This window comes from Nocardioides sp. (assembly GCF_035503875.1).
GTDB lineage: Bacteria > Actinomycetota > Actinomycetes > Propionibacteriales > Nocardioidaceae > Nocardioides.
This window is the reverse complement of the sequence record NZ_DATJTA010000089.1, coordinates 1-13,546: the sequence shown is the minus strand read 5'-3', so window position 1 is coordinate 13,546 and position 13,546 is coordinate 1. Positions and strand designations below refer to the sequence as shown.

At 71.4% G+C, this 13,546-nt stretch carries 7 protein-coding genes and 1 pseudogene; 4 read left to right on the top strand and 4 right to left on the bottom strand.

Annotation, left to right across the window (positions count from 1 at the left end; all coding sequences use genetic code 11):
- Window positions 1-119 precede the first annotated feature (119 nt).
- Window positions 120-6,911, bottom strand: coding sequence for a DUF7507 domain-containing protein (locus tag VMF51_RS21080; protein ID WP_325476438.1), 6,792 nt, complete (start codon window positions 6,909-6,911; stop codon window positions 120-122).
- 199 nt (window positions 6,912-7,110) lie between these two features.
- On the opposite strand from VMF51_RS21080, the gene VMF51_RS21075 reads away from it, so the two are divergent.
- The 3 genes from VMF51_RS21075 to VMF51_RS21065 are packed head-to-tail and all read left to right on the top strand — an operon-like array spanning window position 7,111 to window position 8,804.
- Window positions 7,111-7,776 (top strand): hypothetical protein, encoded by a 666-nt coding sequence (locus VMF51_RS21075; RefSeq protein ID WP_325476437.1) that lies wholly within the window; start codon window positions 7,111-7,113, stop codon window positions 7,774-7,776.
- A gap of 46 nt (window positions 7,777-7,822) precedes the next feature.
- On the top strand, window positions 7,823-8,320 hold the full coding sequence (locus VMF51_RS21070) for a glutathione peroxidase (RefSeq protein ID WP_325476436.1): 498 nt from the start codon (window positions 7,823-7,825) through the stop codon (window positions 8,318-8,320).
- A gap of 10 nt (window positions 8,321-8,330) precedes the next feature.
- Window positions 8,331-8,804, top strand: a complete 474-nt coding sequence (locus VMF51_RS21065) for an SRPBCC family protein (protein WP_325476435.1) — start codon at window positions 8,331-8,333, stop codon at window positions 8,802-8,804.
- Window positions 8,805-8,874: 70 nt separating this feature from the next.
- Here the strand turns inward: VMF51_RS21065 and VMF51_RS21060 are convergent, their stop codons facing one another.
- Window positions 8,875-11,193: an MMPL family transporter gene (locus VMF51_RS21060; protein WP_325476434.1), complete on the bottom strand. Its 2,319-nt coding sequence runs from the start codon at window positions 11,191-11,193 to the stop codon at window positions 8,875-8,877.
- A gap of 34 nt (window positions 11,194-11,227) precedes the next feature.
- A complete protein-coding gene (locus VMF51_RS21055) occupies window positions 11,228-11,815 on the bottom strand; it encodes a TetR/AcrR family transcriptional regulator (protein ID WP_325476433.1) in 588 nt (195 codons plus the stop codon).
- 218 nt (window positions 11,816-12,033) lie between these two features.
- Between VMF51_RS21055 and VMF51_RS21050 the strand changes: the two genes are divergently transcribed.
- Window positions 12,034-13,377: an NAD-dependent malic enzyme gene (locus tag VMF51_RS21050; RefSeq protein ID WP_325476488.1), complete on the top strand. Its 1,344-nt coding sequence runs from the start codon at window positions 12,034-12,036 to the stop codon at window positions 13,375-13,377.
- A gap of 56 nt (window positions 13,378-13,433) precedes the next feature.
- Here the strand turns inward: VMF51_RS21050 and VMF51_RS25950 are convergent.
- Window positions 13,434-13,546: pseudogene (locus VMF51_RS25950) on the bottom strand (IS30 family transposase); the annotation flags it as partial.

Genomic DNA, 13,546 nt, shown 5'->3' with positions numbered 1-13,546 from the left:
CTCGGCGCGCAAGTTCTGCCGACTCGGCGCGCAAGTTCTGCCGACTCGGCGGAAGGCAGCAGGGCCGGTCCCCCCGTGTGTGGGGGGACCGGCCCTGGTGTGTCAGGTGGTGCGGTGCGTCAGCCGATCCGGAAGCGGCGGGCGCGGTCGTGGCGAACGGCCGTGCGGTAGCGCTTCTTGATGGTCACCCGGACCCGGTCGGTGTCGCCGCCCACGACCCGGTAGCGGGCCGTGCCGATCACGGTGCGCGTCGCGCGGCCGTGCTTCTTGGCGATCACCGCGGTCAGGGTGACCTTCCCGGAGCAGACGCCGGCGCCGGAGCAGGCGACCCGGACGGTGGCGCCGCGGCTGGCCGAGACCACGCGGAACGCGCGGACCGCGGAGACCGGGGCCGCCGCCGGTGCGGCGGGCGCGGCCGGCGGTGCGGGCGACGGCGTCGGGGTGACGCTGCCGGCCGCGCGGGCCACGGTGACCGTGGCCGAGCCGGTGTCGTTCGCCGCGTCGGAGTCGTACGTCGTCGTGGCGACCGACGCGGTGTTGACCACGGTCAGCACCTCGGCCAGCTCCGGACCGGTGCGGTTCCCGATGCACTCCAGGTCGAGCAGCGCGTCGAGCGGCCCGTCCGTGGTGTTGAGCAGGCGGAAGTCCCGGTTGACCGGCTGCGGCTCGTTGCCGAGGGGCAGTACGCCGGCGGGCAGGTCGTACGTCGCCGTGATGCCCTTGTATCCGACGGGGCACGAGACCCGCTCGGTCTGCTCGACTCCGGGTGTGAGCGTGACGGTCCGGGTCACGTGCTGCAGGTCCAGCCCGTGCAGGTGCGCCGGCGTGCCACCCATCGCGGTCCGGGTCTGGAGCGCCCGGATGCTGAGCGTGGCCTGGGCCGGGGTGATCACGTCGACCGTGAACCGCCAGCCGCCCGCGACCGGCTCGGCCGCGACCAGGCGGGCCTGACCGCTGAGCACCTCGATGCCGGGGGAGACCGCGCGGGTGCCGGCGGCGACCGGCAGCGTCACGTCGTGCCGGCCGACCGCGAGTGCGCCGGTGCCGAGGGTCTGCAGCGAGCCCACCGAGATGTCGTGGGCGTGGCCCGCGACGGTGGTGGTGCTGCCCGCGAGGCAGGTGCCGAACAGCTTCACCTGGGCCTGGCCGGTGGCGTGGTTGGTGACCTCGAACCGGTAGGTGCCCAGACCGGTCGAGCGGGCCTCGCGGACCACGACGTCGGCCTTGGTGCCGGTGCCCTGGTCGACGCTCATCACCTCGACGGAGCCGTCGGTCATGGTCGCGCCGCCGGTGCAGCTCAGGTCCTGGGTCCGGGTCTCACCGGCCTGCAGCGAGACGTACTGCTCGGACTTCGAGACGTCGAGCTGGTGGTCGTGGCTGTCCACGGCCGGCACCGGCGGGGTGCCCTTGGCCTTCGCGGCGATCGTGACGGTCCGCTCGGCGCCCGGAGCGAGCGCGCCGAACGCACAGCTGACCGTGCCGGCGGCCTGCGTGCAGGTCGGCGCGCCCGGGGTCACCGACACGAAGGTCAGCTCGGCCGGGAGCGGGTCGGTGAGCGTGACGTTCTGCGCCGTCGACGGGCCGTCGTTGCGGGCCACGAGGGTGTAGGTGACGGTGTCGCCGCCCTCGTAGTCCACGCCGTCGGCCGTCTTGGTGACCGACACGTCGGCCACCGGGGTGACCGGCGTCGTGACCTGGCTGTGGTTGTTGCCCGGCGCCGTGTCCGGCGTCGTCGTGGTGACGTCGACCGCGTTGGTGACCGGGCTGGTCCGGGCCGGGTCGACCTGGACGGTGATCTTCACCGTGCGGGTCGCGCCGGGTGCCAGCGTGCCGTAGTCGCAGCTGACGGCCTGGCCGGTCACCGAGCACCGCTCGTCGTCGTCCAGCGAGACGAAGGTGAGGTACGCCGGCAGCGTGTCGGTCAGCGTCGACGCGAGCGCGTCCGAGGGGCCGACGTTGGTGGTGGTGAGCGTGTAGACGAGCTCCTCACCGGCCAGCACCGACGACTTCGACGCGGTCTTGGTGACCTTCAGGTCGGTCTTGGTCCCGACGACCACGGAGCCGTCGTCGGTCTTGTCGGTCGGGACCTCTTCGGCGTGCGTGGAGGCCGTGTTGGTCAGCGTGGTGCCGGTCGCGACCCCGGAGCCCACGCGGGCGACGACGGTGATCGTCTTCGTCGCCCCGGGGGCCAGGGCGCCGATCGTCCAGTCGACGGTCGAGCCCGACGCCGTGCCGGAGGGGGTGCTGCTGACGTAGGTCAGCCCGGCCGGCAGCACGTCACGCAGCACGGTGCCGTGAGCGGTGGCGTGCGCGTCGGTGTTGGTGACCTTGATCGTGAAGGTGACGTCCTCGCCGGCCGTCGCGGCGCCGTTGTCGGGCGTCTTGGCGATGGTGAGGTTCGGCTTCACGACGGTCAGGGTGACGGTGTCCTGCGGGCCGACGTACTCCCGCCACGGGTTGTCGCCGTCCGCCGTGCGCTCGGCCGTCGAGGCGCCGAAGTACGACGGGACCTTGGCCGTGTTGACGACCTGGTCGCCCGCGTTCAGCTGCGCACCCGGCTTGACCTTGGCGGTGTAGGTGAACGTGACGGTGGCACCGGCCGCGATCGGGCCGGGCACCAGCCAGGCCAGGTCGGGGTCGCCGGTGCTCCAGCCGTCGGTGCTCTGGGCGGCGCCGTCGACCAGGGTGATGTCGACGAGCTCGGTGTCGGGCTGGTCGGTGACCACCACGTCGTACGCCGGCCAGGAGCCGGTGTTCTTCACCTTCACGGTGTAGGTCACGACGTCGTTGCCCTCGACCCGCGGACCCTTGTCGGCCGACTTGTCGATGGTCAGCGCCGGCTCCCGGACGGCGGTCGTCGCGGAGGCCGGGCCGACGGTGTCGGAGTACGACGCCGGCACGGTGGACGGCGCGACCGGCAGGATGTCGGTCCGGTTGGTCCGGACCCGGGCCTCGTTGGTGAACGAGACCGGAGCGGTGACGCTGCCGCCGCCGCGCTTGGTCGACAGCACGTGCCCGTTCAGGACCAGCTCGTAGCTGCGCTGCTGCGCGGCGGGGGCGAGGTCACCGAGGAACCACGCCGCCTGCTGGGTCGCACCGCTGGTCGTCACCGGGAAGGTGCCGACCGCGGGGTCGGTGCCGGGGCAGCCGGAGACGCAGGTGATCGCGCCGTACCCGTCGACGGCCAGGCCGTCCGGCACGGTGTCGACGACGGTGGTGTCGAAGTACCGGACGTTCGCGGGCACGGTGACCCGGACCTTCCAGGTGACGTTGCTGCCGATCGTCGCGGTCGCCGGGGTGACCTCCTTGGTGATCCCGGGGAGCACGACCGAGATCGTCCGGTCGGCGGTGGCGTCGTAGTCGCCGGCCGTGGTGGCCGTCGAGGCGGGCGTGCGGACGCCGCCGGTGGAGGTCGGCAGGCTGGTCGACGTCGCCAGCACCGTGTTCTTGTACGTCGTACCGCCGACCGCCGGGTCCTCGACCTGCACGGTGTAGGTGAACGCCGTCGAGGCACCCGGCGCGAGCGAGGCGTGCGTCCAGGTGATGGTGCGGGCGGCGGAGTTCCAGACGCCGCCGTTGTGGATCGTCACCGGCTCGGTGCCGGCCGGCAGGGTGTCGACGACGACCACCTCGTGGGCGGTCGAGACGTTGCTGCCGCTGGCGTTCGAGGCGGTGACGGTGAAGGTCTTGACCTCGCCCGAGGTCACGACGCTCGACCCGGCGACGGTCTTCGCGACCGCGATCTTCGGCTCGACGATCGTCGTGCTGACCGAGCCGGAGCGCGTGTGCGCCCCGCCGTCCTGGTCGGTGTAGGCCAACGTGGCCGTGTTGCCGAGCGACTGGCCGCGGTAGTTGGCGGACACGTCGAGCACCTTCGCCCGGAAGGTCAGCACCAGCACGCCGTCGGTCCCGGAGGGGGCGGCGTACGTCGAGGGCAGCGTGGCCAGCACGGTGTTGGCCGGCGACTCGGTGACGCCGCCGAAGGGGGCACCGTCGAGGGTGCAGCCGCTCACGCAGAGACTGCCCGGCACCAGGGTCTGGCGCGACCCGAGCGGGTCGGTGACCTTCGCGCCGTAGACCGTCGTGTTCTTCGGGATCGTGGTGGTGACCGTGTAGGTGACGACCTCACCGACGGTGGCCTGGCTGCCGGCGTTGTTGCCCGACTCGGTGACCGAGGTGGTGCGGGTCTTGACCACGGCCGCGTCGCGGGTGCGGATCGTCTCCGTCGCCTCCGCGGCCGGCATGTTCGGCGTCGGCAGGAACGGGTCCTTGACGACCGGGTTGGCCGGGATGAGCTGGTACGTCGTCCCGCTGTTGGTCGTGTAGCCGTACTCCACGACGCCGACCCGGTTGGTGTAGGCCACGCCCGGGCTGACGTCGGAGGGGACCGTGACGGTGTAGGTCAGGTTCTTCGTGGCCGCCGCGGCGACGTCGACGCCGGTCCAGGTGATCCGGCCGCCGGTGCAGGAGCCGCCGTCCGAGATGGCGGAGATCTCGGCGCAGGTGATGCCGGCGGGCAGCACGTCCCAGACGCGCGCGTCCTGGGCGGGAGCGGTGCCGGTGTTCCGCACGCCGACGGTGTAGCCGACGGCCTGGCCGGCCTCGACCTCCTCGTCGTCGGCGGTCTTGGTGACGCCGAGCTCGGGCAGGGTGAGCTCGAAGTCGACGAGGTCGCGCAGCGTGAACGCCTTGCCGGCGGTGTTCTCGTAGGAGAACTTCTGCAGGTTGCCCTCGACGTCACCGGAGTGGTGGCCGAGCGGGGAGCCCACGGTCGACTTCAGGGTGACCTCGAAGATCTCGCCGCCGGTGTCGACGTCGGTCCCGCCGCCGCCGATCTTCCAGCTGAGCCGGCCCTCGGTGCCGTCCGCGGTGTCGTCGAAGTCGGTGATCTCGACGGTGTTGGTCGCCGTCTTCTTCCAGGTGCCGGGGACGTAGGAGAGCGTGTTCGGCAGGATGTCGAAGACGTCCTGGCTGAACGTGTCCAGGTTCATCGGGAAGGCCAGCCGGAGCTTCCAGCAGACGAAGTCGCCCGGGCCGTACGCCGGCACGGCCTTGCCGTAGTCGGCGGCGGCCAGGTCGCCGCAGTCGCCGCTCGCGGGGTACGTCGCCGCGACCTGCTTGAGGATCGACGGGCCGTCGGCGGCCTTGCCGGACTGCGACACGTCGAGGTCGAGCTCGCCGTCGGTCTCGTCGTGGTCGATCTTGGTGCCCGAGCCCGCACACGTCGGGTCGGCCGGCGCGCAGCGGACCCAGTCGACGCCCTCGGCGGAGATGTTGTTGGTGACCGCGTCCCTCGACAGGATCGGGGTGCTGTTCGCGAAGTCGGACTGGTAGTTGGCCCGGGTGCGGGTCCAGAAGGTCAGCTGCCGGGTCGCGCTCGGGGCGAGACGGGCCAGCGCGGGGTACGTCGACTCGTCCCAGACGACCGCGAAGGTGCCGTTCGACTGCTCGGCGACCGAGCTGTACGGCTGGCTCGGCAGCCGGCCGGCGACCGGCGCGCACTCGGCGTCGCTGGCGTCGTTCTGCGTCGTCAGGTTGGTCGCGCCGAGCGGGCACAGGCCGTTGGGCACGGTGTCGCGGATGACGACGTCGTCGACGTAGCGGTACTCCGAGACCTGCAGGTCGACGGTCCACTTGGTCAGGTCGCCCTGCTCGAGGGTCAGGTTGTCGTTGCTCTTCTGGATCGCGATGTCCTCGGCGGTCCGGAGCAGGGTGCCCTCGTCGCTGACGGCGATGCCGCCGGAGATCGGCGACTGGTAGGTGCCGGCCGCGATCGCGCCGTTGAGCAGCGGCTGCTCGTCGTACGTCTCAGGGCCGGAGTTGTTGTCGAGGTTCGCGGCCTGGGCGCCGGTGGTGGCGGGGGTGCCGCCGGCGGTGGTCCAGGTCAGGGTGTTCTCGCGGATCGGGATCGCGGCGGCGTACCTGATCTTCTTGACACCGCTGGCGGGGAAGTCGCCGAGGTGGGTCCAGCGCACGTGGGTGTAGACGCCCGCGGGCAGCGGTCCGGCGCCGTCGGGGTCGGTGTCGACGGTCTCGACCAGGTCGGGGTCGACGCAGTCGGTGGTCGGCTGGGTGACAACGATCGGGCCGGAGCCGGGGTACTCCCGGTCGGAGCCCGGGTTGGTCGGGGCGTCGGTGGTGGAGTCGGTGGTGCCGGCGCAGCCGAGGAACTCCAGGCCGGCGGGCAGGTAGTCGTCGACCGTGACGCCGGTCGTCGGGTTCACCTTGTTGTTCGTGACGGTCAGCGTGTAGACGGTCTGGTGGTCGTGCACGCCGCGCGGGATCTCGCCCTCCGGGTGCGGCTCGGACTTCTCGATCTCGATCGCGGTGAGGTTCGTGGTCGCGCTCTTCTCGGCGAAGCCGGAGTACGAGTCCGGACCCGGCTGCGGGACGCCGGTGGCGCTGAAGTCCGCCAGGTCGCGCGGGTCGGTCGAGAGGTACGCGCCGAAGTCGAAGGCCAGCGGGCCGCCGACGTCGTAACGGGGCGCGGTGGCCGCGGCCGTCGTCTGGTAGCGGACCTCGAAGGCCAGCGTGTGGGCGGCGTTCGCGACCAGGTCGTAGGTGTTGGGCCAGATCAGCGTGGTCTTCCCGCTGGTCGGCGCATTCGCGAGGACGGTCGGCTCACCGGCCTCCTCACCCGCGGAGCCACCGACGTACGACGTGCCGGTGGGCAGCACGAACCGGTAGGCCAGGTTGTAGCCCTTCGGCGCGCCCGCGGGCAGCGAGGCGGTCAGCCGGACCGGCACCGGCTCGCCGTACAGCACGTCGGCCGCCGGGCCGCCGCTCAGCTGCAGGTCCGGCGTACCGGCCGCCTGCGCGGGAGCGGCGCCCAGCAGCGCCGTGGTGACGGCGAGCATGCCGCCCACCAGCGAGGTGATGACCGCATGGGTCAGCAGACGGAAACCGCGCACGCGCGCGGGCATAGAACGACTCATGGTCGAGGCCCCCCAGCCACAGGTGAAACATCGTGCTCATCGACCACGTGGAGACGTGGTACCGGCGCGCGCCTACGGCGCGGCTGCTTGACATCATCGCAAGATTCGCTCCGCGGCGGCAACGAACGCGCCGATCGGCGCGGGTGAACCGGCGGGTGACCCGCATACTGCTCGCATGTCCGCCCCCTCCCGCCGGCCGATGGCCGTGGTGCTCGGTGTCGTCGTGCTCGCGCTGGTCAACCTGCCGCTGCTGCACAGCACCTGGCTGGAGCAGCGGGTCGAGCGGTCCGGCGTCGACGTGCGGGCCGAGGTCGTCGGCGACCAGGTCGAGGGCGGCCGGTCCTTCGTCGGCTTCGTGCTGCCCGACGAGATCGAGGGGGAGCTGCTCTCCGATGGCGAGCGCGGGTGGACCGTCGAGGTCACCGACGAGGCCCGTCTCACGGCGGTGGCGGACGGCGAGCTGACCGTCCGGGTGCTGCCCGACAACCCCTCGGCGTACTCCGTCGAGGGTCAGGTGCGCGGATCGGGCGCGCTGGTCGTGACGCTGGTCGCCGACGTGGTCCTGCTGCTGGTGGTCCTGCTGCTGTGGCGCTTCCGTCGCCGGGTGCGCCCGCAGCTGACGCTGGTGGCGAACGGGGACGTGGAGCGGTGCCCGCCCGGCGCGGTGCTGGAGCGGGTCGAGGGCGACGAGTACGTCGTGGCCGGCGAGGTCGACGCCATCGAGGACGGCCGGGTGGTGCTGCTGGTCGACGACCGGCGGGTGGTCGTCGAGCTCGACGGTCACCACAACCCGGTCGGCCATCAGCAGAGCGCCCGGGTGCGCGGCCGGATGATCGGCTGACCGAGACGCCCGGACGCTTCCGGGTCCGCGCTGGCAGACTGCCCGCATGTCGCAGACGACGCCCACGACCCTGGCCGACTTCGCCGCTCGCTCGATCGAGGGTCAGGAGATCGACCTGGCGTCGTACTCCGGCCAGGTCGTGCTGGTCGTGAACACCGCCTCGCAGTGCGGTCTGACGCCGCAGTTCGAGGGCCTGCAGGGTCTGTACGACCGCTTCGACGGCCGGGGCTTCACGGTGCTCGGCTTCCCGTGCGACCAGTTCCGCCACCAGGAGCCCGGTGACGACGCGGAGATCGCCGGCTTCTGCCAGCGCAACTTCGGCGTCACCTTCCCGATGTTCTCGAAGATCGAGGTCAACGGCGACGGCGCGCACCCGCTCTACCAGTGGCTGCGCGCGGAGAAGGGCGGCGTGCTCGGCGACAAGATCAAGTGGAACTTCACCAAGTTCCTCATCGGTCGCGACGGCACGGTGATCGGGCGCTACGCGCCGACGACCAAGCCGGAGAAGATCGCCGCCGACATCGAGAAGGCGCTCGCGGGGTAACGACCGGGCCATGACCCGGTTCACCGCCTCGACCTCGGCCGAGGCCGTGGTCGCCGCGCCCCGTCAGCGGATCTGGGACCTGCTCGTCGACCCGGACGCGATCACCCGGCTCACACCGTTCCTGAAGCGGGTGAGCGCCGACGGCGAGCACTGGCGCTGGGAGATGACCGGCCTCGACGTGCTCGGGGTGAAGGTCGCGCCCGCGTTCACCGAGCGGATGCGCTTCGTCGACGGCGAGCGGATCGAGTTCGAGCACGACCCGCCCGCCGGCGTACACGAGCGGTCGGGGGTGGCGGGCTGGTACGACCTCGCCGACGCCCCCGGCGGCACCCGGCTCGCCACCAGCCTGGAGATCACCCTCGACCTCCCGCTGCCCCGCCTCTCCGCCCCCGCGGTCACCGCCGCGATGCGGGGAGTGCTGGGCACGATGGGTGACCGGTTCTCGGCCAACCTCCTGCGGGAGGTGGGGGTGACGCCGGGGTAGTCCGTCACATGAGGGGGGTCATCTCGAAAATCTCGACCCCTGGTGTGACGGACTACCCCGGCGGGCGACCTCAGACGCGGACGGTCTCCGCCTGCTGGTCGTCGAGCGCCTCGTCCGGGTAGGTCCGCAGGTGCGGCCGGTCGAGCTTCTCGCCCTCGACGTCGACGTTCGGCAGGATCCGGTCCAGCCACGCCGGGAGCCACCAGGCCTTCTCGCCCATCAGGTACATCAGCGCCGGGATCAGCGTCATCCGGACCAGGAAGGCGTCGAAGAAGACGGCCACGGCCAGCGCGAAGCCGATCGAGCGGATGATCGGCTCGTCGATCAGGATGAACGCCGCGAACACCGCGATCATGATCGCCGCGGCGGCGGTGACCACCCGGGCGCTGTTACGGAAGCCGTCGACGACCGCCTCGCGGGTCGACATGCCGTGGACGTGCGCCTCACGCATCCGGGTCACCAGGAACACCTGGTAGTCCATCGCCAGGCCGAAGACCAGGCCGATCAGGAAGATCGGCATGAAGCTCACGATCGGCTGGCCCTCCATCAGGCCGAACGCACCCTCCTGGAAGACGGCGACCGTCGCGCCCAGGGTGGCCAGCACGGTCAGCAGGAAGCCGAGCGTCGCCGTCAGCGGGATCAGGACCGAGCGGAAGACGATCATCAGCAGGATGAACGCCAGTCCGATCACGACCGCCAGGTAGATCGGCAGCGCGTCGCTGAGCCGCTCCGAGACGTCGGTGGTGATGGCGGTCAGGCCCGTGACGCCGGTGGTGGTCCCGGTGGCCTCCTCGATCTCGGACTGCCCGTCGCGCAGGTCGGTGAGCAGGTCCTCGGTCGCGGTGTCCTCGGGTCCGGTCTCCGGCGTGATCAGCACCTGGGCGCCGGTGGCGTCCTCGTTGGTGCCGATCAGCTGGGCGTTGCGGACGTTGTCCATCCCGGCGGCCCAGGACACGACCTCGCCGTACGCCGCCATCCGGTCGGTGTCGGGCACCTCGCGGCCGTCGACCACGACGATCATCGGGGCGTCGCGGCCCGGACCGAAGGAGTCGGCGATCAGGTCGGAGGCCTGGCGCTGGGTGGTCTCCGCGGACGCGGTGCTGTCGGTGGGGAAGGCCAGGTGCAGGTTGCTCAGCGGGAGCGCGACCGCGCCGAGGGCGATCACGATCAGGACCACCGACGTGATGGGGCGGCGACCCACGAGCCGGGCCCAGCGCACGCCGTTGTTCTTGACCAGGCCGTCGGTGTCCCGCTCCGGGCGGTAGCGACGGACGGTCCCGCCGAAGGCCCGCTTCTTCAGCAGCCCGAGTACGGCGGGCAGCAGCGTCAGCGACACCAGGACCGCGATCAGCACAGTGGCGCCGGCGGCGAGACCCATCGTGGTCAGGAAGGGGATCTGCACGAGGGCCAGCGCCGAGAGGGCGATGAGCACGGTCAGGCCGGCGAACACCACGGCGGACCCGGCGGTACCGACCGCGATGCCGACCGCCTCCTCGCGGTCGCTGGTGTGGTGCAGCTCGGTGCGGTAGCGAGCCAGGATGAACAGGGTGTAGTCGATGCCGACCGCGAGCCCGATCATGGTCGCGAGCATCGGGGTGGTCGAGCCGATGTCGAAGAAGGCGGTGCTGGCGGTGATGCCGGTGATGCCGAGCCCGACGCCGACCAGGGCGGTCACGATCGGGAGCCCCGCGGCCATCAGCGACCCGAAGGTGAGCACGAGCACGAGGAGCGCGACGGCGATGCCGATCAGCTCGGACTTGGCGCTGATCTCCATCATGCCGGCCGAGCCGGCGCCGTTGGCCTCGACGGTGAGACCGTCCTGGCTTGCGCTCTCCATGACCTCGGTGAGCTGCTCGATCGTCTCCGGCTCCACGTCGGCGATCGTCTCGACGTCGAAGTCGTACGAGATGGTGCCGACCCGACCGTCCTCGGAGAGCGGCGAGAGCGCCTGCGCGTTCTCCTGCGCGACCGCGACGTCGCCGCCCGACTGCCGGGCGGCGTCGACGAGGGCCTGCTCCTGCTGCGCGGCCGCGGTCACCGGGTCCACCAGCGGGGTGTCCGGCATCTGCGGGAGCGCCTGCAGGTCCGAGACCAGAGTGGCCACCTGGTCGGCGTACTCCGGCTCGTCGAGGGTGTGGCCCTCGGGTGCCGCCACGACGACCTTGACCGAGGCCTGGTCGAAGGCGTCGACGGCCCCCGGGAACAGCTCGGCCTGCATGTCGGCGGCCTTCTCGGACGGGATGCCCGGGATGGAGAACGCATCCGTCATGGGCTTGGACATCGTCCCGGCGAAGATGCCGACCGCGAGGAACGCGATCAGCCAGGCGGCGATGAAGAACGGCCAGCGGCGGTACGCCGTCTTGCCGAGTCGATGGAGCAGGGTGGCCATGGAGGTCTCCTGGGGAAGGGGTGTGGGCGGCGGGTCAGGCGAGCAGGGCGCGGGCGGTGTGCAGGTTCTCGTCGAAGAGCTCGTCGAGCGGCCGGTCGTCGCCCGCGATGGCGGCGGCCATGGCGCACTCGAACAGCGTGACCAGCAGGCGGATGAGCAGACGGGCGCGCGGGCGGTCGATCCGAGCGCCCTCGCGCTCGAGGATCAGGTCGGTGAGCTCCCCGAGGACCTTCTCGAAGCGCTCGTGGGCGATGACGACCAGTCGCGGCTCGCCGATGATCACCCGTTTGCCCCGCTCCATGTCCTCGCGGTCGACGTCGTGGGCCTCGAGGATGTCGTCGGCCAGGGCGGCGAGGTCGTCGATCAGGTCGCCGCTGGGCCCACCGGCGAGGAACGCGGAGCAGGCCTCCTGCGAGATCAGCGGCAGCGGGCCGAGGACCGCGTCGAGCTTGCTCGGGAAGTAGTTGAACAGGGTGCGGCGCGAGACCTCGGCGCGCTCGGCGAGCTCGTCCATGGTGAAGCCGTCGAGGCCGCGCTCGTCGGTGAGCTGCTGGGCGCAGCGGCTGATCCGCCGCTCCGTCTGCAGCCGCTTCACCTGGCGGAGCGTTGCACTTTCTGTCATGAAGTGCATTCTTGCACTATGTACCAAGGAGTGCAAAATTGTGACGGTGGTCACCGGGGTCCGGATGGCGGTGAGGGGCCGCGTACGGCGTCCCGCGTGCGGTTCGTCACGGTTCAGGCCGCGGCGGGCACGATGACTTGCTGGTAACCGAGCGCGAGGCAGAAAGTGGTCGGGTGTCCTCCCCTCGAACCGCCACCACGTCGTCGTACTCCATCACCATGCGGCTGCACACCGCCCCGGACCACGCGGTGGTCGGGGCGGTCGCCACCGCGATCACGTCCTCCGGCGGCATCGTGACCGCCATCGACGTCACCGAGTCCAGCCACGAGCGCCTCGTCGTCGACGTGACCTGTTCGGCGATCGACGCCGACCACGCCAAGGTCCTCGAGGACGCCGTCGACGCGATCGAGGGGGTCGAGGTCTACCGGGTCTCCGACCGGACCTTCCTGCTGCACATCGGCGGCAAGATCGAGGTCTCCTCCAAGGTGCCGCTGCGCAACCGCGACGACCTGTCGATGGCGTACACGCCGGGCGTCGGCCGGGTCAGCAAGGCGCTGGCCGAGCACCCCGAGGACGTCTCGCGGCTGACCATCAAGGGCAACTCGGTCGCGGTCGTCACCGACGGCTCCGCCGTCCTGGGTCTCGGCAACATCGGCCCCGGCGCCGCACTCCCCGTGATGGAGGGCAAGGCGGCGCTGTTCAAGCGGTTCGCCGACATCGACGCCTGGCCGATCTGTCTCGACACCCAGGACACCGACGAGATCGTCCGCGCGGTCGAGCTGATCGCCCCCGGCTTCGGCGGCATCAACCTCGAGGACATCGCCGCGCCGCGGTGCTTCGAGATCGAGCGCCGGCTGCGCGAGAGCCTCGACATCCCCGTCTTCCACGACGACCAGCACGGCACCGCCATCGTCGTCCTCGCGGCGCTGACCAACGCGCTGCGCGTCGTCGGCAAGAAGCTGCCCGAGGTCCGGCTCGTGGTCTCCGGCGCCGGCGCGGCCGGCACCGCGATCGTCACCCTGCTGCTGGCCGCCGGCGTCAAGGACGTCGTGGTCTTCGACCGTCTCGGCTGCCTGGTCCCCGACCTCGACGGCCTCTCGCCCGCCCAGGTCGAACTGGCGAAGGCCACGAACCCCCGTGGCGTGGAGGGTGACCTGCGCGCCGCCCTGGCCGGGGCCGACGTGTTCATCGGCGTCTCCGCGCCGGGCGTGCTGCAGGCGGAGTGGATCAAGGACATGGCGACCGACCCGGTCGTCTTCGCCCTGGCCAACCCCGACCCGGAGGTCGACCCCGCCGAAGCCGACAAGTACGCCGCCGTCGTGGCCAGCGGCCGCTCGGACTACCCGAACCAGATCAACAACGTGCTGGCCTTCCCCGGCGTCTTCCGCGGCCTGCTGGACGCGCGGGCGCGCGACGTCACCATCGACATGCTGCTCCGCGCCGCCGAGGCGATCGCGCTGGTGGTCAAGGACGAGGAGCTGAACTCCAGCTTCATCATCCCGACGGTCTTCCACCCGGACGTGCCGAAGGCGGTCGCCGCGGCCATTCGCGGGGACCGCTGAGGAGGCGATAGTCCCTGACCTTCGGCACCGGCGGGGTCAACCGGTGGAAGCAACGTTCATGCTGCTGTCGGGTTCGACAGGAGCTCGGCCAGCGCTTGGGCTGGGGTCTTGAGTCCCAGGGTAGGGCGGGGTCGCTTGTTGAGGGTCGCGGCGATGCGTTCGAGGTCCT

Coding starts and splice junctions, on each gene's coding strand:
- VMF51_RS21075 (WP_325476437.1), top strand. CDS start 7,111: ATGTCCGCCCCCTCCCGCCGGCCGATGGCCGTGGTGCTCGGTGTCGTC.
- VMF51_RS21070 (WP_325476436.1), top strand. CDS start 7,823: ATGTCGCAGACGACGCCCACGACCCTGGCCGACTTCGCCGCTCGCTCG.
- VMF51_RS21065 (WP_325476435.1), top strand. CDS start 8,331: ATGACCCGGTTCACCGCCTCGACCTCGGCCGAGGCCGTGGTCGCCGCG.
- VMF51_RS21060 (WP_325476434.1), bottom strand. CDS start 11,193: ATGGCCACCCTGCTCCATCGACTCGGCAAGACGGCGTACCGCCGCTGG.
- VMF51_RS21055 (WP_325476433.1), bottom strand. CDS start 11,815: ATGACAGAAAGTGCAACGCTCCGCCAGGTGAAGCGGCTGCAGACGGAG.
- VMF51_RS21050 (WP_325476488.1), top strand. CDS start 12,034: ATGCGGCTGCACACCGCCCCGGACCACGCGGTGGTCGGGGCGGTCGCC.